This is a genomic window from Nonomuraea sediminis (assembly GCF_018531495.1).
GTDB classification, from domain to species: domain Bacteria; phylum Actinomycetota; class Actinomycetes; order Streptosporangiales; family Streptosporangiaceae; genus Nonomuraea; species Nonomuraea sediminis.
Window position 1 is genome coordinate 223,425 of record NZ_JAHDTI010000015.1, and the last position, 22,043, is coordinate 245,467.

Annotated in this window: 24 protein-coding genes; 10 read left to right on the forward strand and 14 right to left on the reverse strand. The window is 67.0% G+C overall.

What is annotated here, in order from left to right:
* Positions 1-198 precede the first annotated feature (198 nt).
* Positions 199-399: a hypothetical protein gene (locus tag KIK09_RS46650; RefSeq protein WP_214325977.1), complete on the forward strand. Its 201-nt coding sequence runs from the start codon at positions 199-201 to the stop codon at positions 397-399.
* Positions 396-833, forward strand: a complete 438-nt coding sequence (locus KIK09_RS46655) for a hypothetical protein (RefSeq protein ID WP_214325978.1) — start codon at positions 396-398, stop codon at positions 831-833. The genes KIK09_RS46650 and KIK09_RS46655 overlap by 4 nt, the downstream gene beginning before the upstream one ends.
* 512 nt (positions 834-1,345) lie before the next feature.
* On the opposite strand, the gene KIK09_RS46660 is transcribed toward KIK09_RS46655, so the two are convergent.
* The 5 genes from KIK09_RS46660 to KIK09_RS46680 all read right to left on the reverse strand — a co-directional run bounded on the left by KIK09_RS46660 (position 1,346) and on the right by KIK09_RS46680 (position 6,376).
* On the reverse strand, positions 1,346-2,317 hold the full coding sequence (locus KIK09_RS46660; protein ID WP_214325979.1) for an Acg family FMN-binding oxidoreductase: 972 nt from the start codon (positions 2,315-2,317) through the stop codon (positions 1,346-1,348).
* Positions 2,318-2,616: 299 nt separating this feature from the next.
* Positions 2,617-2,781: a hypothetical protein gene (locus tag KIK09_RS46665; protein WP_214325980.1), complete on the reverse strand. Its 165-nt coding sequence runs from the start codon at positions 2,779-2,781 to the stop codon at positions 2,617-2,619.
* Positions 2,782-3,115: 334 nt separating this feature from the next.
* Positions 3,116-4,405 (reverse strand): FAD-dependent monooxygenase, encoded by a 1,290-nt coding sequence (locus tag KIK09_RS46670; protein ID WP_214325981.1) that lies wholly within the window; start codon positions 4,403-4,405, stop codon positions 3,116-3,118.
* A gap of 607 nt (positions 4,406-5,012) precedes the next feature.
* Entirely contained in the window at positions 5,013-5,831 is an 819-nt protein-coding gene (locus KIK09_RS46675; RefSeq protein ID WP_308164714.1) for a MerR family transcriptional regulator, read from the reverse strand.
* Between the two features lie 38 nt (positions 5,832-5,869).
* Positions 5,870-6,376, reverse strand: a complete 507-nt coding sequence (locus KIK09_RS46680) for a VOC family protein (protein ID WP_214325982.1) — start codon at positions 6,374-6,376, stop codon at positions 5,870-5,872.
* A gap of 528 nt (positions 6,377-6,904) precedes the next feature.
* Here KIK09_RS46680 and KIK09_RS46685 point away from each other — a divergent pair.
* Both KIK09_RS46685 and KIK09_RS46690 read left to right on the forward strand, forming a co-directional pair.
* Positions 6,905-7,534, forward strand: a complete 630-nt coding sequence (locus KIK09_RS46685) for a hypothetical protein (RefSeq protein ID WP_214325983.1) — start codon at positions 6,905-6,907, stop codon at positions 7,532-7,534.
* A gap of 808 nt (positions 7,535-8,342) precedes the next feature.
* Positions 8,343-8,525, forward strand: coding sequence for a DUF2716 domain-containing protein (locus tag KIK09_RS46690; RefSeq protein ID WP_275956528.1), 183 nt, complete (start codon positions 8,343-8,345; stop codon positions 8,523-8,525).
* A gap of 264 nt (positions 8,526-8,789) precedes the next feature.
* On the opposite strand, the gene KIK09_RS46695 is transcribed toward KIK09_RS46690, so the two are convergent.
* From KIK09_RS46695 to KIK09_RS46705, 3 genes are all read right to left on the reverse strand, one after another.
* Positions 8,790-9,611 (reverse strand): nitroreductase/quinone reductase family protein, encoded by an 822-nt coding sequence (locus KIK09_RS46695; RefSeq protein WP_214325985.1) that lies wholly within the window; start codon positions 9,609-9,611, stop codon positions 8,790-8,792.
* 347 nt (positions 9,612-9,958) lie between these two features.
* The gene (locus KIK09_RS46700; protein WP_214325986.1) at positions 9,959-10,744 is read right to left on the reverse strand and encodes a hypothetical protein; all 786 of its coding nucleotides are present in this window, start codon (positions 10,742-10,744) and stop codon (positions 9,959-9,961) included.
* On the reverse strand, positions 10,741-11,292 hold the full coding sequence (locus tag KIK09_RS46705; RefSeq protein ID WP_308164715.1) for an RNA polymerase sigma factor: 552 nt from the start codon (positions 11,290-11,292) through the stop codon (positions 10,741-10,743). The genes KIK09_RS46700 and KIK09_RS46705 overlap by 4 nt, the downstream gene beginning before the upstream one ends.
* A gap of 274 nt (positions 11,293-11,566) precedes the next feature.
* Here KIK09_RS46705 and KIK09_RS46710 point away from each other — a divergent pair, with 274 nt between their 5' ends.
* On the forward strand, positions 11,567-11,857 hold the full coding sequence (locus KIK09_RS46710) for an antibiotic biosynthesis monooxygenase family protein (protein WP_214325987.1): 291 nt from the start codon (positions 11,567-11,569) through the stop codon (positions 11,855-11,857).
* A 25-nt stretch (positions 11,858-11,882) separates the two neighbouring features.
* Positions 11,883-12,509: a TetR/AcrR family transcriptional regulator gene (locus KIK09_RS46715; protein ID WP_214325988.1), complete on the forward strand. Its 627-nt coding sequence runs from the start codon at positions 11,883-11,885 to the stop codon at positions 12,507-12,509.
* A gap of 347 nt (positions 12,510-12,856) precedes the next feature.
* Here the strand turns inward: KIK09_RS46715 and KIK09_RS46720 are convergent, their stop codons facing one another.
* Positions 12,857-13,741, reverse strand: a complete 885-nt coding sequence (locus KIK09_RS46720) for an NAD(P)-dependent oxidoreductase (RefSeq protein WP_214325989.1) — start codon at positions 13,739-13,741, stop codon at positions 12,857-12,859.
* Positions 13,742-13,790: 49 nt separating this feature from the next.
* Here KIK09_RS46720 and KIK09_RS46725 point away from each other — a divergent pair, with 49 nt between their 5' ends.
* Together KIK09_RS46725 and KIK09_RS46730 are read left to right on the forward strand one after the other, a co-directional pair.
* A complete protein-coding gene (locus KIK09_RS46725) occupies positions 13,791-14,198 on the forward strand; it encodes a MerR family transcriptional regulator (protein ID WP_214325990.1) in 408 nt (135 codons plus the stop codon).
* Between the two features lie 74 nt (positions 14,199-14,272).
* Positions 14,273-14,638, forward strand: coding sequence for a tyrosine-type recombinase/integrase (locus KIK09_RS46730; protein ID WP_308164716.1), 366 nt, complete (start codon positions 14,273-14,275; stop codon positions 14,636-14,638).
* Between the two features lie 132 nt (positions 14,639-14,770).
* Here KIK09_RS46730 and KIK09_RS46735 read toward each other — a convergent pair whose 3' ends face one another.
* Genes KIK09_RS46735 through KIK09_RS46745 form a run of 4 tightly spaced genes read right to left on the reverse strand, consistent with a single transcriptional unit; the run spans position 14,771 to position 16,800 of the window.
* Positions 14,771-15,211, reverse strand: a complete 441-nt coding sequence (locus KIK09_RS46735; protein ID WP_214325991.1) for a hypothetical protein — start codon at positions 15,209-15,211, stop codon at positions 14,771-14,773.
* Positions 15,208-15,882: a transposase gene (locus KIK09_RS58615; protein WP_372455786.1), complete on the reverse strand. Its 675-nt coding sequence runs from the start codon at positions 15,880-15,882 to the stop codon at positions 15,208-15,210. The genes KIK09_RS46735 and KIK09_RS58615 overlap by 4 nt, the downstream gene beginning before the upstream one ends.
* Positions 15,797-16,126: a transposase gene (locus KIK09_RS60820; RefSeq protein WP_214325992.1), complete on the reverse strand. Its 330-nt coding sequence runs from the start codon at positions 16,124-16,126 to the stop codon at positions 15,797-15,799. Before KIK09_RS60820 ends, KIK09_RS58615 begins: the two co-directional genes overlap by 86 nt.
* A 23-nt stretch (positions 16,127-16,149) precedes the next feature.
* Complete coding sequence (locus KIK09_RS46745) at positions 16,150-16,800, reverse strand: TetR/AcrR family transcriptional regulator C-terminal domain-containing protein (RefSeq protein WP_308164718.1); 651 nt, start codon at positions 16,798-16,800, stop codon at positions 16,150-16,152.
* Positions 16,801-17,204: 404 nt separating this feature from the next.
* Here KIK09_RS46745 and KIK09_RS46750 point away from each other — a divergent pair, with 404 nt between their 5' ends.
* Together KIK09_RS46750 and KIK09_RS46755 are read left to right on the forward strand one after the other, a co-directional pair.
* Complete coding sequence (locus tag KIK09_RS46750; protein WP_214325994.1) at positions 17,205-17,693, forward strand: DUF6326 family protein; 489 nt, start codon at positions 17,205-17,207, stop codon at positions 17,691-17,693.
* Between the two features lie 590 nt (positions 17,694-18,283).
* Positions 18,284-19,582 (forward strand): MFS transporter, encoded by a 1,299-nt coding sequence (locus KIK09_RS46755; RefSeq protein WP_214325995.1) that lies wholly within the window; start codon positions 18,284-18,286, stop codon positions 19,580-19,582.
* A gap of 1,140 nt (positions 19,583-20,722) precedes the next feature.
* Here KIK09_RS46755 and KIK09_RS46760 read toward each other — a convergent pair.
* Positions 20,723-21,859: a low temperature requirement protein A gene (locus KIK09_RS46760; RefSeq protein ID WP_214325996.1), complete on the reverse strand. Its 1,137-nt coding sequence runs from the start codon at positions 21,857-21,859 to the stop codon at positions 20,723-20,725.
* Positions 21,860-22,043: the final 184 nt, after the last annotated feature.

The following is a 22,043-nucleotide window of genomic DNA, read 5'->3' on the forward strand; positions in this document are numbered from 1 at the left end:
CAAAAGTTCACGTCATGCCGGCACAAGCGGCGCCCGCAACAGGGGCAGAAGGCGATGTCGATGGTCGAGGCTCCGCGTCGGCAGGAACCCGTGGCCCATTGGACCAGTGAGTAGGGACTTTGGCCCCTGCCGCCGAGCATCGGTCCACCGAAAATCTGGAGCTATGTCCCCTGTATCCCCCTTCGCCGAGGACCTCCAGTGACCAGAAAGCCTGAGGACGGACCTCGCATCGACACCGTTCCCGGCACGAGTCCGTTGCTCGCCGCCCGCAGGTTCTTCACCGAAGCGGAGGTGTCGGCCGACGGCCGCACCCTGCACCAGATAGACCCCAGTGCCTGGGACCGCGACCCCGCCATGACCCGCGGCGCCCACGGCGTCTTCCAGGTGAGCGCGCGATGACGTGGTGGTCGGTCGTCCGGTTCCTCCACGTGGTCTCCGCGGCGCTGTGGGTCGGCGGCCAGCTCACCGTCTCCCTCGTGGTGCTCCCGCTCGCCCGTCGCCTCCTGGACGCCGAGCGGCGGGCCGCGGTGCTGCGGGCAGTGGGCAAACGCTTCGGCCTGTTCACCATCGCGGTGTTCCTGCCCGTCCAGATCACGACCGGGGTGGCTATCGCCGCCCACAAGGGTGTCACCTGGGAGTCACTGGCCGAGCCCGGCTACGGGCGGATCCTCGCAGCGAAGCTCGGCCTGTTCTGCGCGGTCATGGTGGCGGCCGCGCTCCATGGCTGGGCCAGCGGCACCGGTCGGCCGGGCACTGCGAGGGTGCTGGCTGTGGCCTCCCTCGTCGGCTCGCTCGGCATCGTGCTGCTCGCCACCGCGCTGCCTGCCACATGACAGGTGCCGGGGCGGTCGGCCGCCCCGGCACCTGGAGGGTCTTGGCCCTTTGCCACGCCTGTCATCTGGAGGCCGGGCTCCAGGGGGATCCTCTCCCAAGCGGATAGGGGCAGCAGGCCGTGCTCCTCCTTGTCGATGTGCTGGTGCAGCCGATGGAGCACTTCCAGGACCAGCGGCCAGTCCGGCGCGGTCCGGTCCACCGCGTCTCATGGATGTCGGCGTGCTCCGCGCACAGCCTGTCCACCTCTTCGGCGAGCGTCCCATCCGCGAAGAGCCCCTGCTCCTCGGTAGCGGTGTGCGGAAACAGCTGGGCCCTGGCCTCGTCGTGCAGGCCTACGTTGACCGACCTCCGCAGAGCTCCGGCGATCTCCTCGATCTCCACGTGTTCCTCGGTCAGCCGCCCGATCAGCGGAAATTCCCGGCACCATCGTGAGTGGCTCTCTGGCCAAGGATGCGCGCTGCCACGGCGTGGCGGCAGGGCCGTACGACCTCTGTGGGGTGGCCGCGCCACGTCAGCAGCGCCACTGCCGCGCGTTGAGGACTTCGTGCAGGGGACGGCGTGACACGGCAGGGACCGACGGGCCGTAGCCCAGCCGCAGCACCATCTGCACATGGCCGTGTGCCCCGTCCCGCCAACCGCCGAACCGGTCGTCCTCGAGATCCAGCGGCTGGCTGAACATCGACACCGACACACCGTGGGCGGTGGCGGTGAGCAGCACGCGCTGCAGGGCCTGCCCGGCCACCAGCCAGTCGTGCGGACCGTCGCCGCCGGTCAGCAGGGCCGCGATCTGAGGATCGCCTTCGAAGTCGGCCACCTGCGTGCCCGTCCCGAGGCTGAAGTCGCGCATCGGCAACCCGCCGTCCCGGGGATGCGGGCCGTAGGCATCTCTCGGCACCCCGTCGTCGCGCAGGCCGTCTGCCGTCCAATGGGCCAGCTCGGCACGGTAGGCCTCGTCACCGGACAGGTTCCGGTCGGCATCGGCGACCAGGGAGAGCACCCGGCGGGCCGCCTGGCCGCGCAGCATGGTGAGGGTCGCCCCCTCCCGGCCGGCCGCAGCGGCGAGGTCGCCGACGACCTCCGCAGGCAGCGGGTGCCCGTCGAAGGGGAAACGGTTGGTGCGCCGGTGCGGGATGGCGGCATGCAGCCGCCGCTCCTCGGGCGACGGCGACTCCCCCTGGGCAGTACGGACGACGGCGAGGAGATCGGGCGCGGAGCGCGGAGCAGGCAACGTCAGGACACGGGCCTCGTATCCGGTCATCCTGATGGCCAGCCTCATGTTGAACAGCGCCGCTCCACAGCTCACGCCGAGGCTACGCCCGAGGGGGTCCGCGACCTTCAGGCGCCGGCGAAGGTCGGCATACACGGACACGCTGTCCTTGAGGTGGTAGAACAGCCACGGCTGGGTGTTGTGCACCGAAGGCGCGGCGATCGCGGCCTCGATGACCCGGCGCACGCCGGCCCGGGTGGCGAAGGGCTTGGTCACCCTTCGAGCCTCGCGCCACGCCCCCGGTTCGGGCGAAGGTCTTTAGTCCCGAAAAGTACGACCATTCGTCACAGGATGCCCCGGCAGGCCGAACAGCTGCTTGCGATTCTTCCCCCGGCCGAGGTGAACACCTCAGCCTTCGGCTACAGCGAAGCCCAGCTCCGCTTCCATGCCGGCAGCGCCCTCACGCATCTGGGCAGAGGCGATGAAGCCTGGCTGCCGCGCGGACATCAACCACCCTCGCGCGGCCGTCCGCCAACCGTGCGAAGTAGTCGGGCGCGTGACGGCGAGCCACACCATCACGCCAGTGCAGCCAGAACGGCTGCGAGCTGCGGATTGAAGTCCAGCAGGATCAGCCGGTCCCGCTCCAGCCATGATTCGTAACCGACGTGGTCGCGGGTTGTCGCTGACCAGTACCAGCCGGCGAAACCCCGGCCGCCCTTGGCCCAGCGGAACCCCCGCACAGGCGGCACATGCTCGAACGGGGTCCTCCAGCCGTCGCCCAATCGGGTCCGCAGTTGCCGCTCGCCATCGAAGAAGTCCAGGTCAAAGGCACTGAGCGCGGGCTCGCCGTACGCACGTGCCAGTTCCGGTGCGCCGACCAGGCAAGTGACAGAACCGCTGAGACCAGCCGCGGTGGAATCTCATCGATCTTGTCAGTTTTCCGAGTCAACACCGTCTCATCGGAGCGTGGCGTGGCCGCCGAACGGGCGCTCCAACGCGCACTATGCGGCATGAGCGGAGGTCGTCCGGCGGTGTCCTACCGAAGCGTGGTCCCTCTCGAACGTTATGTGACACCTACGGCTTGGCCGACGAGGTGATCGGCGATCCGGCCGGGGCTGCGGAGTCCGGCACCCCCGCGTAGTCGGGCAGTTCGACGCCGTTGATCGCGCGCCCGACCAGCTCGGCGAACCATTCGCCGGCGAAATCGGGGCTCGGCTCGGCGTCTGGCCCGGGGACCTCGCGGCTGCGGGCGTTCAACCGGCCGATCTCCTGGTTGGCCTCGACGAACGAGCGCATCCGCGCCTCGTAGCGGGCGAACCCGGCGTCGGGGTCCCATCCGGCGGCGGCCAGCTCTCCGGCCAGCAGGTAGGCGCCGACCAGGGCCAGCCCGGTGCCCTGCCCGGACATCGGCGAGGAGCTGAACGCCGCGTCCCCGAGCAGCCCCACCCGTCCACTCGACCAGCGGTCCATCACCACCTGGGCGACCTGGTCGAGGTAGAAGTCCGGGGTGTCGTCCAGGTGCGCGAGGATGTCCGGGGTCAACCAGCCCAGGCCCGCCATCCGCTCACGCAGCAGGACCTTCTGGGCCGCGACGTCACGGTAGTCGACGTCGAAGTCGGCCGAGGCGAAGGAGAATATGGCCATCGCCCGGGTGGCGTCCTGGATGGGCCGCAGGAGGGCGGAGCGCCCGGACTCCTGGTCCTGGTACTCGAGCAGCCAGCGGTCCAGCCCGAACTCGTTGGGCACACTGTAGAAGGCCAGCACGTGCCCGAGGTGGCGGAGGAACCGCTCATGCGGCCCGAAGACCATCGCTCGCAGCGCCGAGTGCAACCCGTCGGCCCCGACCACCAGGTCGAAGCGCCGCCGGTTGCCGCCCGCGAAGTCCACGTCGACCCCGTCCGCGTCCTGGGCGAGCCCGGCGATTCGGTCGCCGAAGACGTACTCGACGCCGTCGCGGGTGTCGTCGTAGAGCACCTGGGACAGGTCCCCGCGCAGGATCTCGATGTCCGCGATGAACCCGTCGCCACCGTCGTCGTCGGCACGGAAGGTCTCCAGCACTTGCCCGTCCGCGTCCACGGTGTGCGCGCCGGCGGTGTCGGTGCACGCCGCACGCACCGCCGCGTCCAGCCCCATGCGCCCGATGACCTCCTTGGCGACCCCGCGCGCGTCCACCGCCTGCCCGCCGGGACGCAGCTCGGGAGCCCGCTCCACCACGGTCACCTCGGCCCCCCACCGGCGCAGCCAGTGGGCCAGCGCGGGTCCCGCGATGCTCGCCCCCGCCACCAACACCCTGGGACCGCTCACCCGCGTCCCCTGCCCGCCAGTCCGGATGGGGTGCTCCTGCTTGGAGTCGTCGACGCTCATCACTGCCTCCATGTGCTTCCTCCCGCGCTGGGACGTTCCCAGCACAGGCCCACCGCTGTCGGTGTGTCCAGCCGTATCGACCACGGATCCGCACAGAACTCATCGGCACGACCCGAAATCGCGTCCACGCTCCCGCAAACACCCTGAACTCGGCAGGTGCGTGCGACGGGCATGGTCATGATCGCGCCTCGGCCTCGGCAGACATTGATGAGAAACGCCAACTCCGATGACGCCCACATCAGCCCAGACTGGTGCAAACCAGGCGAACCAGGCCGCCGCCTGAGAATTCGCCAGATCTGCGCGCAACACAGTGAGACGCGAAAGGACCAGTGAGAACGGACATCAAGCCCCAGCAGTCACTCCACCTTCGGTGAGACACCGTAGTCGTGATCAATCTTCGATGACAATGCTCAGTCTTCACTGCGACAGAACAACCCTGAAACAACATCTCGATGATCAGACGGGGTCCCGTCAACTTCGGTCCAGCCGTTTCAAGAACGGCCCTGGGTGGGGTGTTCACGAGAGCCAATCACCTCGCGGAATGGAAGATCGCCTCCCGCGTGAAGGTTGATCGTTTCCCAGCGCCGCCTGCGCCACGGTGGATGCGTCAGGTCCAAGTCGCTGAATCCGGGTCGATGCCTCGATCGCGGGCGTTGGCGTCGATGATGTCACGGAGCCAGATGGTCAGGCCTGGCTCGATTGCGTCGTAGTAGGCCGTGAAGCCGGGATCGGCGACGTACTTCCTTCCCAGGCAGACCTGCATCGAAAGGGTGCAGTCGAAGTACGCGTCCATGGAGGCCCTGTGCCGTTCCGCCAGAGCGTTGGCTTCGGCACTGCCTGGCCTGACGCCGGCTCGCTTGGCTGCTGCCAGGTCCTGCTCGAGCGTTGTGATGTTGTCGGCGATCTGCTGCCAGTCCTCGGGGGTCATGCCCGCGGCGCGCTCGGCGTACTGTGCCCATTGAGCTGTGTCGCCCCACCGCTCACGTGCGCCTGCGGCCAGTGACGGCTTCCAGCGCTGCCCGAAGATCGCGACTTGTTCCTCCGCGGAGAGCAGGATGCCGGCGCGTGCTGCTTCGATCATGCGATCGACCGCGTCGACCATTGCCTGCAAGCGGGAGATGCGATCGACGAGTTGGGCGCGCTGTTGTCTCAGCGGCACGGTCATATCGACCGTCGGAGCATCGAGAAGTTCACCGATGTCGTCGAGTGACAGACCGAGCTCGCGGTAGATGAGCACCCGGTGGATACGTGCGACGTCGGCCGCGGAGTAGAGCCGGTAGCCGCCGGTGGTTCGCCCGGACGGGCGGACGAGCCCGATCGCGTCCCAATGATGGAGGGTGCGGACGGTGACTTCCACGAGCGATGCCGCGGCCCCGATGGTCAGCCCGCCGGGTCCCGCGGCATCGTCCATCGCGGTGTCAGTCACGCTGTCGAGTCTGACATGCGCGTCTGACCTTGGCGGTTTCACCCCTTGGGAAGCGTGAAGCCGTTTGCTTCGAGGTAGCGTGCCTCGGCGCTGTCGAGGTCGAGGGGACGGGCCGCAGTCATGATCACGCGAGCGTTCTCCGGCGTGATGACCTCCAGTTCTACGGTGTTCCACGGAGTCTGTCGCGGTCCCGTCGTGCATCCGGGCACCAGCGCCGTGCACGCCTGCGCGATCTCGTCGACCTGGCTCAGCACGCAACTGAAGCCGATGCTCACTGTTGAAGGGGCCGGCAGGGCGCCGGTCGGGACGAGCAGAGCGTCTTGGAACGCCCACCGTCGAAGGTGCGTGACCTGGCCCGGGACCGTGAACAGGTCGATGAAGCCGAGCCCGCGGGTCCAGAAATCCACGGACGCGGCCAGGTCCGGCGTCGGCACGGTGACGAACATTGGCATGCCGTAAATGCCCCGGTAAATCTCAGGTGGCGTCGCGTCGGGCCCGGGCGGAGGGACAGGGCTGATATCGAATGCCTCGTAGTAGTCGGTCATGCGTTCATCGTGGTGCCTGACGCAACGTCAGGGTCAAATCCGGATCAGCACTCGTACCAAGTTGCAGGCCATGCAGGTGGCAGGGCCTTCCTCGTGCGGCGGAGACGGATCTTGCAGTCTTTGGGGTCAGCAATGCCATTGCCGCCCACAGTGAGCCTTCTGCGACACCCACCACACAGGACCCAAAGGCAGCCTGGAAGCCTCTGAAACGACGAGGTCCCGCCCGACCATCAAGATCAGCCGGGATCCCGTCAACTTCAGTCCAGCCGCTTCAAGAACGACCCTGGGCGGAGATGATGGGATTCGAACCCCTAACCCCTTCGGTACGAACCCCGGTGGGACGCACCGTGCCTGCTCACCGAATGCCATCCGGTGCCGTCAAGTGCCGAGAGGATGGCATCCGTTGGTCTCGACTGCGCTCCCGTGTCAGCAAGTCCGCTGACTCCCCTGACCTTCCAACCTGCCGGCGAGCCCCTCCTCGCACCTCCAGCGACTACACGCACGCGCAATGCCTGGATACTGCCAGCTATGGTCATCGTCGAAGTCGTCCTGGAGACCTACGACGCGGTGGACTTCACGGCCTGGCCGATCGCGGAGCCGTCGAGCGACCGCCTTCTCGCCCTCTCCGGCCGGATGTCTCCCGCCGACGTCGGGACGGCCATGGCCGTCATCTTCAGCTACAACAACATCCCTGTCACGCACGCCGCCGACCTGACCGAGGCGCATCTGCGACAACATCTCGCCGAAACGGAAGGCCTGATCGCTCCGGGCGGTCTGCGCTTCCGCGACACCACCACCAACGTCAACGTCTCGCCCGGTTGCTGTTTCGGCTTGGAGAACTGGCGGGACTGGTGGGACGTGGCTCGCGGGCAAGAATCTTGGCTCGGGCACGACCCCACGCCACACATCACACATGTGGGTCACGTCATCCAGCTCCGGCAGAACGATGAGGACTCTCCGTCCATCGAGATCACTCGCGGCGAACTCTCCAGCCTGCTCACCGCAGCCCAACAGCACTTCTCCGGGTTCCTCGACCTCGCCCAGCAATGGGCGGCGATCACTACCCCGGGGCTGGCCGACCGGCTCATCTCAGCCCTCGACGAATACTTCATGATCACTGAAGCCTTTTCATCCTCGGGCGGCCTTGCGACGCGGTGATTCTGAACGTTTCCACACGAGGCGGGATGTCGTGCCACCATGATCGCGTCGTTACGACGAAGGAGGCTGCTTGGTCGTTTTCTCCTGTACGGGGTGCGGCGCCGTAATGACCGCGAGGGTGGCGCGGGTGGCGCTTCCCGACCACTCCGGCCAGAAGTACGGCCATGACCTGCTCCCCGCTCTTCTGGAGCCAGGAACGTACGTGGTGGACCCTGGAGACGGCCGGCCTTGGGAACCATTGAGGCCCGAGCCGGAAGAGCATGGCGTCCGACTACTGACGTACTGCATCTCGGGCCCCCGAGCAGGATCGGGGTCGCGCCCGTACATGGATCCGTTCTCGTAGACGCGCAGGGCGATGGCCTCGCGGATGTGGCGCCCATGCGGTGGCCACTCCGGCGCCGAAGTCGGGCCGCGGCTCCGGCGAGCGTTACGTCGAGGCAGGACACCTGCTGTCGCTATCTCGGGGCAGCGCCTACGCCCTCATCCGCAGAGCAACCGCTGGGTGATCCTCAAGCGCCGGTTCCACTCCTGGGTGGACCGCACGCCGGGAAACAAGGCGAACTGATATGGGGCACATCGTCAAGACCAAAGCCGGGACGACCACCCCCCACCTGGGAGCAGATCGAGCCCGAACGCTACGAAGACGGGTGGGCACCGTTCGACGCGGGTTTCGCCTTCCGGCCGTACTCATGGAAGGACGGCGAAACCGCGATCAACGAACCCACCCCGTCCCTGACCATCGACCTAGCCCCGATCTTCACCAGCTCTCCGGCCCGGTTCGCCGCGGCCAACGACGCCGTCAACGCCCTTGGCCTGCCGACTGGTCCGTCGAGGGCTTCCCGATGGGGACTACTACGTCTTAGAAGACATGACCAACGGCACCTTCGGCCACCTCGGGGAACAGACCCTCTGCATTTTCGGCTCCAACCTGCTCCCCGAACTGGCCCCGCTGCTCACCTCGTGGCTGCCAGTCAAGCGAGCCCGTCCCTGACACCCCCGCCTACGGCAAGCGGCTCCAAGGACGTCCGCTGACTTCTCGCTGACTCCCGCCGAACCTCTGCTCGGACACTCCGCTACCGATCGGGGATCACCGACAACCCGCATCGCCCCTGACCACTAAAAAGCCCGGTCCCGAAGTAGGAACCAAGCCTTTTGACCTTGTGGGGTGTTCACGAGTATTGCTGAGCTATGTATTCAGAGGGGCATAAAGATCGCTCCCCGGGTGTTCCGAGATCGTTTCCCAATTCCTCGAACTTCAGGAGAGATCGAGAATCGGGATCAGTTGCTCCTCCTCGTACGTCAGGTGCGCCTCGAGCTCATCGACGAGCCGTTCGACCTCGGCCCGTACCTTCAGCGGATCCCCACCGGAAAGGGCCTGCTTCAGCTCTTCCAGGAGTACGGCGATGCGCTCGTGCTCCTTGGCCAGCCGCTCCAAGGTCGGAGCGAGCGAGGGATGCTGCTCAGCCAGGCCGGGGAACATCATGGTGTCCTCGCCCGTGTGGTGATGGTGCAGGCCCTGGCAGACGGTCAAGCAGTTGATCCTCAGCTGTACGCCCAGGCCTGGCCGTCCTGAATCGGACAGCTCCTTGCGGATCAGCGCGAGTTCGCGGCGGAAGCCGTCGTGCACCAGCTTGAGGTAGGCACCGCCCGACGGTGCGCTAGCCCGGGGCGGACCAGTCACGCGAAGTGCGACGACCGGGATGGTGCGCGTCGTCTTGGCCTGGTAGTCGGCCCAGCCAGGGTCGCCTTCGACCGCGCGGGCGAACGCCGCGTCACGCTCGGCGCCCTCCAGGACCTCCGCCTCGACATCGAAGATGAGGACGCCGGTCTCGACGGTGGCGCGCGGGTTGGCCTTCAGATTGTGGTACCAGGCCGGGTTGTTCGGCGCTCCCCCGGCGGAGGCGATGACCAGCATGCGCTCGACGCCGTCGGGCAGGTAGGCGAGCGGGGTCGTGTGCGGCTTTCCCGAGCGGGCGCCCGTGGTGGTGAGCAGGAGCAGCCTCGCTCCCTCGAAATAGCCACCGACTTGGCCGTTGTTGGCGCGGAACTCGTCGATGACCTGCTTGTTGAAATCCATTCTTCTCCATTGGTGGTTCCTGCTGTGCCGTACTGAATGGAGAAGAGGACGGCGGGCCGCGGGCCCGCCCGGCGATCAAGCGTCAGCCGGGCTGCTCTCTGGTGCGTGGCCCAAGGCCGACCCGGCAGTCACACAGGTCACGCTACTTCATCAAGATATTCTCCGCAAAAGTGGCACTCCTTAGTGCCGGCGATCTCCCGAAGGCGGAGGCCCCGCCGATCCCCGGGTCGCGGCCTCCAACTCTGGCGAGAGCCTTCATGATGCAGCACTGCGTGTTGTCTGAGAAAGACCGGGTTGAATGCCGGTTGGAGTACGTCTGGCGCCCGCCTACCCCAACCGGCTCATGATCAGTTTCCGGCCATCTTCTTCACCATTGACTCATCGGATTCCGCGTCTACGAGGGTGCAAGGCGCGACCAGGCTGCCGGCCTTGGCCAGGTAGGTGCCGAGCGTCCAGTCCATTCCCGGGTAGTTGCCCGGCCGGAACTCCAGCACCAGCGTCTCCCCCTGCCGGATGTAGCTCGGGGAGATCACGAAGGTGTCCCGGTTGATCGGCCTGGTGGCGTCCCGAGAGCGCCAGTTCTCCGGCTTGTCGAACTCCTTGCGCTCCTGTTCGGTCATGTTCTTGGTGCTCGGCGGATCGTAGGCCAGGTCCGCGCCGACGAAGCGGCCAGGGGCGCACTGCTTGCCCGCTTCGGTGAACGTCACGTCGGCTACGATTCCCTCGGCCTTGAGCTTGGCCTCCAGCCCATCCGGGTCCCGGAACTCTCGGAGCGTCACCTGAACGGTGCCGTCGGACTTCTTCACCACGGCGTACGCCGCGCTCTGTGGCCCGGAGACCAGCGGCACCGCCACCAGCGCGGCCGCGGCGATGCCCGCGACCGCCGCCCCTGCCAGCAGGCGACGACGCAGCGGTGAAGGGCCGTGCCGCGGCGCCGCCGCCGTCATCGCCGGGGACGGGTGGACGTGTCCCGGCTCGGCGGCACGCCTCCCGGGCAGCCAGGACGCGCGGCGTCGCGCGGGCGGCGTCGCGACGATCTCCTCCAGAAGTTCCTCCATACCCTGGCTCAGGACGAGCTCATCGTGCTCGGCGGCCGGGTCAATGGTGGCCAGCATGCGATCGATCTTGTTCATCGGGTTTCTCCTCTCAGCGGGGTCATCACAGGTGTCTCATCCGTCGTGCCGAGTAGCCGGGCCAGTCGTTTACGAGCCTTGTGCAGCCGTAACCGGACGGCGGTGCTGCTACAGCCGAGAACCGTGGCGATTTGGGGGCCGGTCAGCCCTTCCCAAGAGGCCAGGGCGAGCACCTCCCGGTCGGCCGGGGCCAGGGCGGCGAAGGCGGCGCGAATCTCCTCAGTTCGCGGATCGGCGGGTGCGGTCTCCTGGCGGACGGCCAGTTCGCCGCGGAGCCGCGAGCCCAGCGCGCTGCGGCGCGACTCCCCGCGCCGGTGATTGGCCAGGACGCGGCGGGCGGCGCCGTACAGCCACAGCAGGGCGGCATCCCCCTCCGGGACGTCGTCCAGCCGCCGCCACGCAGCGAGAAAGGTCTCCGCGATCACATCAGCGACATCGTCCACCGAATCGGTACGGCGGAGCGCATAGCGCTGTAGTGCTGGATAGCAGGCGCGGTAGAGCGCCTCGAAACGATCTCGCGCGCCGGAGGGCACGCGTGGATCTTGCACGGGCGTCTCCTTGTCGAAGAGTGGCAGAACACCTCACTAGGTGTCCGGCATCTCCGTCAGTGTTTCCTGCCCTGCTCACCGGCGTGGTGGCCGGCGGGTTCCACGGCGGGGGTGACAGATGCAAAATCTGGGTTAAACTACCGTTTGTGTCAATGACCCGAAAACATCGCTCGGGTCGGCTTCATCCCGCCGCTCGTATGGGCGCGCCGTCGTTCATCGACAGCACGCCGCAAGACGGCGGGCGACCCTCGTGGCCCGATCTCGAAAGGACGCCATGTTCGCTCAAGTTGTCTCCGTGGAGGCGGCAAGCGACAAGCTCGCCGGTCTCCTCACGTTCTGCCAGGAGCAACTCCCGGGCTTCCGCCAAGCTCCCGGGTTCAAGGGCTTCTACCTGCTTGCCGACCGCCAGAGCGGCAAGATCGTGACCATCTCCCTGTGGGACAGCGACGACGACCTGCGCAGGAACAACGAAGGCCGAGGCGCCCAGGCACGTCAGGAGGCGAGCACGGAGCTGGGCGTCGCCCCTCCCCCGGTCGACATCTACGAGGTCGTGCTGCAGGCATGACCCGCGGTGAGCAGAGACCGGAACAATGAGCGCACCGACCAATCCCACCCCGGGCCTGCGGGAACGCAAGAAGATCAAACTGCGCCGCGCCATCCAGACCGCGGCGCTGCGCCTGTTCGAGAGCCAGGGCTACGAGCACACCACCGTCGAGCAGATCGCCGAGGCCGCCGAGACCTCCACCACCACCTTCTACCGCTACTTTCCCACCAAGGAGGACGTCGTCCTCGACAACGACGCCTCTCCCCTCTTCGAGACCAGCGCCGTCGCGCGACCCGCGGGCGAGCCCCTGACCGCCACCGTCCGCGCCGCCATGGGCGCGGTCGTGACCGCGGCCGAAGCCGACCGCGACCTCACCCTCGCCCGCATGCGGCTCATCGCGACCGTCCCCGCCCTCGAAGCGCGTTACGCGGGCGAGGAACGCAGGACCATCGAACTCCTGACCGGCCTGCTCGCCGCCCGCACCGGCCGCCCGGCCGACGATTACCAGCTCGAGCTCATCGCCTTCGTCCTCGCGGCGGTGCTGTTCACCGCCTCCCGCCGATGGGTGGCCGACCAGGGCGCCACCCCGCTCACCGCCCTGGTCGACCAGGCCCTCACCACCGTCGAACCACTACTGGCCACGCTCGAGGACCCGACCCGAACACCGCCGTGACCAGCCGGGCGCGGCGGGGCCGTACAGCTCATCACTTGCTCCAAGATCACTATGTATCTCGATGGCTCCCCAAGCACACCGATAGAGCACACAACCAATCGAGACGAACCCGCCCACAGCCGGCGCGCGGTCGGGGCCCATCGCGCACCGTCCCCCACCAGCGCCGTCCCCGACGCCGCGCGGCGAAGCTCCTCAACCGCAGGTCGCGGCTATATCCGACCGAAAGCTTCGCCAGTGCTACCGGGACCCCAGCTGGGGTGGGTCGAAGCCCTAGAAGATCGCTTCCCAGGAAGCCTGCACGGAGTTGACTCCCCCAGAGACCGCTGAGATCCCGGTATCGGGATCGGTCAGTCGTTGCGGGGTTTGCTGAACTCTTCGATCAGCACCGGATACTGCTCCCCACCGTGTCCGGCGGCGATCGAGCGGTCGGCCATCGCCTTGATCAACTTCGGCAGTTCGGCGTTGACACCGACCGCCTCGCTCTCCTCGATCAGATGTGCCATCGCCCGCGCGTCGGTCTCCAGGGCCGACGCCTCGGCAGGGAAGGAGCCGCTGTCGATCTGCTCGGCATACCCAGGCAGCCATTCGGCCACACCGGCAGCGATCTGCCGCGCGAACGGCGCATACGTCGCGGCGTCAACACCGGCCGTCCTGAGCAGGGCAGTGCCCTGGAGCCAGGCGTTCAGGACGCTCCACATCATGGCGAGGCCGGCCACGTCGTACAGGGACGCCAGCCCGTGATCCGCACCCAGGTAGGTGACGGTGCCGAGCGCGTCGAGCGTTGACTTGTGCGCCTCGAAGTCCGGCTGTGGCCCGCTGTGCAGAATCACCGCCTCGGCGGTCCCGATCGCCGATGGGATGGCCATGATGGCGCCGTCCAGGTAGTGGGCGCCGCGCTGCTCGGCCCATTGGGCGGCTTCCCGCGCCTGGGCCGAGTCGCCCGAGGTCAGGTTGATCAACATCGTGCCGTCCAGCTCGATATCGCTCGCGCCGAGCAGCTCGTGCATGGCCTGATAATCGGTAACGCAGATGATCGTCAGGGAACCTGCCTTGAGCGCGTCGCCAACCGTTGGCGCCAGCCGTGCACCCTCGGCCACCAGCTGCTCGGCCTTGGAGGTCGTACGGTTCCACACTGTTGTGGGATGCCCAGCTTTCAAGAACGCGCCGGCCAGTGCCCGGCCCATCAGTCCGAGTCCGATGACTGTCACGGGTGTATCGGTTTTGCTGTTCATGGCAGCATCGTCAACGTTGATACCGGTGTGAAGGTCAAGTGAGGTTTCGATGCTGATCGGGGAACTGAGTCGCCGGGCGGGCGTGAACGCCCATCAGTTGCGCTACTACGAGGCTCAGGGCCTGCTGGCGGCAGACCGGGGCGCGAATGGTTACCGCGAGTACGACGAGAACGCCGTGCTGCGAGTGAAGCAGATCCGGCACCTGCTTGGTGCCGGTCTGTCATCTGAGGACATCGCGTACCTGCTGCCGTGTGCGGTCGGAGAGGCTCCGGAGCTTCCCGGGTGTCCCGAGTTGCTGACCGCGATGCGGTCACGGCTGCAGCGACTGGACGATCAGATGGCCAGGCTCGCCCAATCCCGCGACGCTCTTGCCGACTACATTGTTGCGGCCGATCGAATCGGCGGCGAGAGCTATCCACCCTGTGACGATGCTGACCAGGAGCCCGTCCCCGCCTGAGTCATCTGTTGGGTTTTCGGCCAGGAACCCAGGGACCCCTTCTTGAGCCGCGCGCAAGGATCTTCCAGGCGGTCGTGACGGCCAGTGCTTTGCCGTCCGCGCCACAAGAGGCGATACGCGCCGATGCTGGAGACAGGTGGCAGGATCACGGCCTGCTCTTCGCATCGACTGTGGGCACGCCTCTCGACGCCCCCCACGTCAGGCGATCCTTCCGCTCGATCCTCAAGAAGGCCCATCTGGACGAGAAGGCGTGGACTCCTCAGGAGATGCGCCACAGCTTCGTCTCGCTGCTCTCCGACTCCGGCGTGCCGTTGGAGAACATCTCCCATCTGGTTGGACACGGCAACACGACGGTCACCGTGACCGTGTACCGCAAGCAGCTCCGCCCAGTGCTCCTCGAAGGAGCGGAGGCAATGGACAAGATCTTCAAAGACGCATAGTCACTCACAAGATCAAAAGACCGCCTCTGATGATCAGAAGCGGTCTTAGAGTGCGTTACGTGAGCTGACGCCATTTTCGTCGTTGCGGTTGGATGAGGTCTGCTGGTCGATGGGTCGCCGCTCGGTCTGTCGTCACGGCCGAGTGGACAAGCCGGGCTCGGTTTCGATGAGGATGCCGCGGCTGGTCAGGCGTTTGAGCTTGGCGCGGACGTTTTGGATGCCGTTGGGCGTCAGGGGCAGGTCCATCGCCAGAGCCAGGTCGCGGGCGCGCAGCGAGCCGCCGGTCTCGCTGAAGACGGTGAGGATCTGCTGGTAGTCGGGATGATCGAAGCCGACCAGCGGCGGCGCGTCCGATTCGGCCGGAGCGGGCTCCGCTTCAGCGAGGGACAGGAGCGTCTTGCGGCTGATCCGCAGATGCTCGGCCTCCTGGCTGAGTTCACTGAGCCGCGCGGTCAGGGAGTCGATGTCGGTCTGGGTCTGCTCGATCTGGCGGGTCAGGGCCTGTTCGCGGGTATCGAGGCGGTCCAGAAGCCAGGTTCCGGGATCGGGCGGGCGGGTATCGGGCCTGGTCATGTCCAGCGCCAGGACGGGGTCGCGGAGGTCAGGCGCCGGGACATCGCGTCCGTCATCGCCCGATACACCCGTGATTCAGAACTGGCTGGACGGTGCTCGTAGTCGCGGATCAGGCGCCGGTGGAACATCAAGATTCCGTAGGTCTGCTCGACGACCCATCGTTTTGGCTGGGGCACGAAGCCTTTGTCGGCGGGGTCGCGTTCGACGATGTCCACGGCGATCCCCAGGCTGGCGCCATGGGCGACGACCGTGTTCTTGAACCCTTGGTCGACCAGTGCTTTGGTCACGCTGCCCTCGGTGACGACGGCGGCCTGGTCCAGCAGGGCGATCCCGGCCGTGTTCTCGTGGGCTGAGGCCGCGAGCACGACGACCGCGATGACCGCGATGACCGCGATGACCGCGATGACCAGGCCCAGCACGTCTACGGCCAGGCCTCGCTTGCGTCCCGGCACCTTCTTGGCGACGTCCCAGCCGGTCGTGGTGGCGGCGACGCCAGCCGCGACGTGGACGCTTTGGGTGTCCAGTACGACCAGGCTCGGGTCGGCTAATCGGCCCTTCTTCTCGCGCAGGTGCCAGCGCAGCAGGTCATGGATCGTCTTGTCGGTGCCGTCGTCGCGCCATTTGGCGAAGTAGTAGTACGTCGCGCCCTTGGGCGGCAGATCGTGCGGGATAGTCCCATTGGACGCCGGTTCGTCCCTGGTAGCGGATCGCGTTGACGATCTCCCGCAGCGCATAGTTGCCTTCGTGGCCGCTGACCGAGGAGTGCGCGGCCTTCCATGCCGTGAGGACCGGTTCGATCAACGCCCACTGAGCGTCGGTTAAGTCGCTCGGGTACGGCTTGCGCTCAGTCACCGCGCCATCCCAGCACAACTGGACCCGCAGACTGGCGGTAACACTACAAATCCACACGATCACATAACGGCATCACGGATGGAGGCTCACGTAGGCACTCTCAGGGGCTCGAGGGCGGCTAGGACGAGGTCGAGGCCGAAGGTGAACTCCTCCGCCGGGTCGTAGCCGGCAGCGGCGAGCACCGCGGCGGATTCGTTGAGGTAGGGGAACTCGTCAGGAGGAAGCTGGGGCAGGTAGACGTCCTCGGCCATGTCCGCGAACTCATCAGCGGTGTCGAACGGCAGGCTGGCTTCCTGCAGGGCGAAACCGTATACATAGCTGTCGAGCAACCAGTTGGCGTGCGTCGCCATCAAGACCGAGAAGCCGGCCCTCCGCAGGCAGGCGGTGACCGCTTCGCGGTGGCGGAGGTTCGCGGGCCCCGGCGATGTCCGCGACTCCATCAGGCCGATCGCCCACGGGTGGCGTGCGAGAACCTGTCGGGCGGATACCGCCCGACGTCGCATCGCTGACTGCCAGTCGGTCTCTTCGGGCGGGAGCTCGATCTCCTCGAACACGACGTCGATCATGGCGTCCAGCAACTCTTCCTTGCTCGCTACGTAGTAGTAAAGCGACATCGCGCCCGCGCCGAGCGCGCCAGCCAGCCGGCGCATGCTCAGCCCGTCGACCCCCTCGCGGTCGGCGAGCCGGACCGCCTCGACCACCACCCGTTGCTTGCTCAGCGCCGCGTCTGACGCCACCTGGCGTTGTTCCCTCGCAGACACGGGTCTCCTCTCGCTCGCTCGAGCGGCTTGACAATCGTCCAGCGCACGGTCATGGTACAGCGTACTACTTGTAGTACATTGTACGACGTACGGTGTACGAACCAGCCAGAGTCGTAGCTCGGACGTGAGGAGGCTTCTGTGGGAATCGAACAGCGATCGAATGCCGGAGCACGCCTGGTGCCGGGGGCGAGTCCGGCCGGGGCGACGACGATGCGGGCCGCCGACCAGCACCGCTACGGCCTGCCCTCAGCGCTCGAGTCGTCCGAGGTCCGGGCTACCGCTGCCCGGTCGAGGCGATGTGCTCGTCCAGGTGGGCGCGGCCTCGGTACATCCCTGCCGCCATTCCGGCGGAGGGACCGCTCCTCTCGAAAGAAGAACCGATGACCATCCGAACGAAAACCCCGAACCTGCTCGACAACCCGCCGGTCCCCGTGCAGGTCAAGCTCGCCGCCGCATGGACCAGCTTCATGTTCCTCTACATCTACGTCGACTACTTCCACCTCCACAAGCCCGGCGTCATCGACAACCTCCGCGCCGGCGTCGTCTTTGAGTTCGACATCAGCCCGACGTTGTTGACCATGATGCTCGCGTCCGTGGCGATCCCGGCCCTGATGGTGATGCTCTCCATGACGCTGCCCGCCCGGGTGAACCGCGCCACGAACCTCGTCGTTGCATCGCTCTACATCCCCTACTCGGTGTTCAACGCGGTAGGGGAGTCCTGGGACTGGGCCCCCTTCTACGGCCTCTCCATCGGAATCGAGGTGCTGCTCCTGGCCTTCATCCTTCGCTCCGCCTGGACATGGCCTCGAACCCCCGCCGTCCCAGCCGGTCCCGCGACGACCGACCTTCGACAGGACCTTCGACAGTAGGTGTCCGTGTAAAGCCCTACGGCGTGAAGCCCGCCGCCGCGGACACCGGGCCGACCGTGACCAGCTCAGTCGCGGTATACGCAGAGAACCTGCTCACGAGCGGTCCGGTGTCCGCGCCAGCCGCGCCCGTAGGCCGAACGGCGGCTGACCGACCAGCAGACCTCATCCAACCAACCGCAACGACGAAAGGGGCATTAGCTCGCTTAACGCACTCTTAGACCTGGGTGAGGTGTTCATTACTGGGTTCTGCCTGCGGTGAGGGTGTACCGCCTTGATCGCTTCCCGCATGAGAAGTGATCGTTTCCCGAACTCTGCCGGGGCAGTTCTTCATGTCCCGGACACGTAGATCCTTCGGTTGCTAGAGTTGAAGCTGTTGCGGAATCCCGTCCGCCTGGGGAACTGAGGAGCACTGATGTCTACAACGATGACCGGAGCTTCCGTTCGCCCTTGGTGACCGCGGTCGCAGGCTTGTAACGCCGCGCGTGTAGCAGCAAAGTCAGCACACATCCCGGTCGCCGGGGCGAGGTGACACGTGTCACCGGCCCTTGGCGCTGTTTGGCGTCTCCGTTCGCCTTTCCGGGAGTTCTGCTGTGTCCGCTCGTCATTCTTCGCTGCTCCGTGTACGTGTCCTGGTCGAACGTCTGATCGCTGCCCCGTTCGGCAGGAAATCTCAACGGTCGTGGTCAGCTCCGCACTCCGCTGATCAGACTGTCAACCGGACTGTCCGCCTCCTGAGCTGGTTCAACTTCTTCGGCGACTTCCGCATGTACGGGCCGATTATGGTCATCTACTTCGCGCAAGTCGCCGGCTCGTACACCGCTGCCGCCAGCCTCCTGGCAGTAAAGATGCTGTCTTCGGCAGCGTTCGAAGTCCCTACCGGGGTGCTCTCCGATCGCCTCGGCCGGCGCGGCACGATGATCGCCGGTGCCGTCGTCATGGTGGCCGCCCATCTCGGGTACGCGGGCGCTTCGGGCTACGGCCTCCTCCTGGCAGCTGTTGTGCTGGAGGGATTGGCGACCTCACTGTGGAGCGGCAACAACGAGTCTCTGCTCTACGACACGTTGCTCGAAGCCGGCCGGGGGGAGGAGTTCCCCCGGCACTCGGGCCGGGTGAACTCGATGTTCCAGATCGCGCTCGCACTGGCGGCAGCCATAGGTGGCGTGGTCGCCGGCGCGTGGTCGCTGCGTGTGGTGGTCGTGCTGTCGGTCGTGCCGCAGGTGCTGTGCGGGCTCATCGCCTTGCGGGTCCGGGAACCGCGGGTGCACGGCCCGCTGGAATCGAACGCGCTGGTGCATCTCGGATCGGCCCTGCGCGGCATCCGCCGTAATCCGGTGCTCCGCCGGATGACTCTGGTGTCGGCGCTTCGTTACAGCAGCGAAAGCGCGGCCCAGTTGTCGCCTGTTTTCGTGGCAGTGCTGTGGCCGCTCTGGGCGCTGGGCCTGTGGCGTACCTTCGGCCATGGCGTGGCCTTCGTCGGCTTCCGCGTCAGTGGTTGGGTGATCGGCCGGGTGGGCGCGGCCCGCACTCTGCTGTTCGGTGAGCTGTTCGACAACGTGGCGAACTTCGTGGCGCTGGTCATGCCGACGGTATTTTCGCCCGTGCTGCTTGGGTCACCGGCCTACGGCATGTCGACAATCGCCCAGCAGACGTTGCTGCAGCGCGAGTTCACCGACCGGGAACGCGCGACGATGGGTTCGCTTGCGTCGCTGCTCGGCAGCGTGCTCTACGCGCTCGTCGCCCTGGGAGCCGGCCTGGTGGCAGACCGTTGGGGCATCGTTCCGGCGTTGCTCGCGATCCAGGCAGTGGTGCTGATCGCACTTCCGCTCGCCCGGTGGGTGCACGCCCACGCTTCTTCACTCCCCGCGGACGCTGAGACGGTGACGGAATGAGCGCCTTCTCGACCCCGGCCGGGCCTGCGGTCGACGTCGCAGTGCTGCAGGGTTAGATCGAAGCGATTTTCGGCTTCCGCTGCTCGGTGCCCTCTTTCGTCGCCGGCGGGCAGGACACCGATGCCTCGGTCCTGCGAGCCACGACGACAGAGGGCCAGGAGGTCGCCGTGAAGGTATCCCGCCGAGCAGGGCGTCCAGGCGCCCCGCTGGTGTCAGACCATCTCGCCGAGCTGGGGCTACCGGGCATCCCGGCCCCTTACCGGTCCCGCAGTGGAGCGCCGTACAGCGACTGCCACGCGGGCCGGTTATCCGTGACCCCTTGGATACCTGGCTGCGCCGGCGCCGCAGGCATGACCCACGAGCAGTGGCGGGAGTTCGGTGGGCTGCTCGCACAAGCGGCGGAGCTCGCTCCCAACATCCCGCGTGAGGACTACCCCACACCGGCCACGGCCGATCTTCACGAAGTGGACCAGTGGCTGATGCGCCTCATCAGCGGAGATGTACGGCTGCCGGCGCAGCTGACCCGCTGTGCCGACATCTGGCGCAGAGCTGGACAGCCGCTCGCCCTGGCATCCGCTTGGTCTCCGAGCAGGCGGAGGTCCTCTCCGCCGAGCTATCCCGACATCCGGCAGCCGACACCCTCACCATCGAGCCGCCCGACCACCTCAGAGACCTCACCGACCAGCGGTCCCCCGAATGGGACATCCCCACCACGGACTTAAGTCACAAATCGCTGCAGCAAGCCCCAGCACCCCGCCAGCCGAGGGCTTCGCCATACCCAGCGGCTCGTCCACCGCACTCCATCGGCCGCGAGACAGCACCTGAGCCCTTCACCGCGCCCGATCCGTGGGCCCCAACCCCGGCAGAACCAGACTCGGAACCCCTGAAACGACGAGATCCCGCCCGGTCTCAACGATCAGACGAGATCCCGTCAACTTCAGTCCAGCCGTCTCGAGAACGGCCCCTTGTGGACCTCATGGCGGCTTACTCGAACACCGCGCCGCAGGTAGAAGAGCTACGGCGCTTTCGAAGCACTCCCACCCTGCCGGATCGGACAGGCCCACGTCATCGCCTTCCTGGCGAGCGAGCCTCCAGCGGACTTTCCCTGCCGGTCGACGGCGGCAGCGCGCGCGTGGTCGCCTAGCGAGCGCCCTCGTGCTGGGGGCGCGCCGTGGGTGAGGTGACTTCGGCCGTTGCCCGCCGTACCGTCAAGGTCCGCGTGAGGCGGGTCACCACCTCGGCGGCGAGCAGTCCCACCACTGCCCAGGCTGGGAGGATCGGGAAGAGCGCGAGCGTGCCCGCCACGACCGCCAAGCCGAGAGCGGTCCAGCCGGCCGCCGGGCCCAGGGGCTGCCCGAGCAGCAGGGCAAGCCCGAAGAAGGTCAGCCGGTAGAGCGCCAGGCCGCCGCAGAGCGCCAGCGCCGCGCCGTACGGGAGGTGGCCGGGCTCGGCCACTGCCGTGCCCAGCCCTGCGGCCATCGAGGTGAGCGCGGCGACGACGGGGAAGTGCCCGATGCCCATAACGTCCCGCACCCGCGAGTTCTTGGCCGGAAGCAGCTGGCGCGCCGCGACCACCGACGCGAAGTCGAAGTAGCTCCACCACAGTGCCGCGAAGAGCACGAAACCGAGGCCGAGCACCGCCCATCCGGCAGCCGTCCAGTGCTGATCCAACGCGCCCAAGGCCGCGGCGACCGACTCGCCCAGCACGATGATGACGAACAGCCCGACCCGCTCGACGATGTGCGGCACCTGGTAGGACGGCTCGTGCTTGCGCGGCTGGATGGCGATCAGCGTGACGACCTCGCAGGCGACGCCCGCGAGCCAGAGCGGCGCCCGGTACGACGGGGGGACGAAGATCGAGATCGCCCAGAGGGCGGAGCTGAACCCGTTGAACGCGAGGACGATCTTCAGTGGCGCGACCGCTCGCCACATCGCGAACGACACCACGCGCGAGGCGATGAAGCCCAACGCGTAGACGGTGGCCCGCTCGCCGGTCGCCTCCGGAATGGCGACGGCCATCGCGCCCATCGCCGCCATCGACGCGAGCAGCGCCAGGCGCGAGCGGGTGCTGTCGGAGCCGGTGACGTTCACGAAGACGGTGACGGTCAGCCAGACCCACCAGGGGGCCACGAAGAGCAGGACGAACGTGCCGAACTGCGCCGGCCCCGGATCACCTTCGAGCAGGTGGGCGAGCCTGGCGACGGCGACGACGAACACGAGGTCAAAGAAGAGTTCGGCCCATCCTGCCCGCTGCTCTTCCCCTTGACTGAGGGTCATGGCGGACAATTGTGACAGGAAGGCACAGGAGAGGCGTATTTCGCCCGTCAGTCATAGGACGGCGGCAGGTGGTCGCCCAGCAACGCCCGCAATTCGATGCGAAGCATTCGTATTGATCACTTGACGTAGGTGTTTGAGCTGGTCACTCGATATTTCAGTGTGCATCGACGTGCACGATTGAGCG

Coding starts and splice junctions, on each gene's coding strand:
- KIK09_RS46655 (WP_214325978.1), top strand. CDS start 396: ATGACGTGGTGGTCGGTCGTCCGGTTCCTCCACGTGGTCTCCGCGGCG.
- KIK09_RS46670 (WP_214325981.1), bottom strand. CDS start 4,405: ATGAGCGTCGACGACTCCAAGCAGGAGCACCCCATCCGGACTGGCGGG.
- KIK09_RS46680 (WP_214325982.1), bottom strand. CDS start 6,376: ATGACCGACTACTACGAGGCATTCGATATCAGCCCTGTCCCTCCGCCC.
- KIK09_RS46685 (WP_214325983.1), top strand. CDS start 6,905: ATGGTCATCGTCGAAGTCGTCCTGGAGACCTACGACGCGGTGGACTTC.
- KIK09_RS46695 (WP_214325985.1), bottom strand. CDS start 9,611: ATGGATTTCAACAAGCAGGTCATCGACGAGTTCCGCGCCAACAACGGC.
- KIK09_RS46700 (WP_214325986.1), bottom strand. CDS start 10,744: ATGAACAAGATCGATCGCATGCTGGCCACCATTGACCCGGCCGCCGAG.
- KIK09_RS46710 (WP_214325987.1), top strand. CDS start 11,567: ATGTTCGCTCAAGTTGTCTCCGTGGAGGCGGCAAGCGACAAGCTCGCC.
- KIK09_RS46715 (WP_214325988.1), top strand. CDS start 11,883: ATGAGCGCACCGACCAATCCCACCCCGGGCCTGCGGGAACGCAAGAAG.
- KIK09_RS46720 (WP_214325989.1), bottom strand. CDS start 13,741: ATGAACAGCAAAACCGATACACCCGTGACAGTCATCGGACTCGGACTG.
- KIK09_RS46725 (WP_214325990.1), top strand. CDS start 13,791: ATGCTGATCGGGGAACTGAGTCGCCGGGCGGGCGTGAACGCCCATCAG.
- KIK09_RS46735 (WP_214325991.1), bottom strand. CDS start 15,211: ATGACCAGGCCCGATACCCGCCCGCCCGATCCCGGAACCTGGCTTCTG.
- KIK09_RS46750 (WP_214325994.1), top strand. CDS start 17,205: ATGACCATCCGAACGAAAACCCCGAACCTGCTCGACAACCCGCCGGTC.
- KIK09_RS46760 (WP_214325996.1), bottom strand. CDS start 21,859: ATGACCCTCAGTCAAGGGGAAGAGCAGCGGGCAGGATGGGCCGAACTC.